Raw genomic sequence first — 266 nt, 5'->3', positions numbered from 1 at the left:
CGAGGACGATTACGACAGCGAGCATCGTTATATCGGCCAGCCGCTGCCGGCGCTTATGTCGCTGGACCCGGACCGTATTCTTTATATCGGAAGCTTCTCCAAGGTCTTCTCTCCCGTCTTGCGGCTCGGCTTTCTGATCGTGCCGTCGCATAGGGTGGCGCAATTTCGGGAGCTACGTCAGACGTTGTTTCCCGCGCCCTCGCCGCTCGCGCAGCCAGCTCTGGCCGCTTTCATTGAAACGGGCGCCTTTGCGCAGCACATAAGAC

General features: G+C 59.8%; 1 pseudogene. It reads left to right on the top strand.

Going from position 1 to position 266, the window contains the following annotated elements:
• Window positions 1-266: pseudogene (locus tag R0J92_RS23620) on the top strand (PLP-dependent aminotransferase family protein); the annotation flags it as partial.

Source organism: Tritonibacter sp. SIMBA_163 (assembly GCF_046535935.1).
In the GTDB taxonomy this organism is placed as follows: domain Bacteria; phylum Pseudomonadota; class Alphaproteobacteria; order Rhodobacterales; family Rhodobacteraceae; genus Epibacterium; species Epibacterium scottomollicae.
The sequence above is the reverse complement of the archived record's forward strand: the minus strand, read 5'-3'. Positions and strand labels throughout refer to the sequence as shown.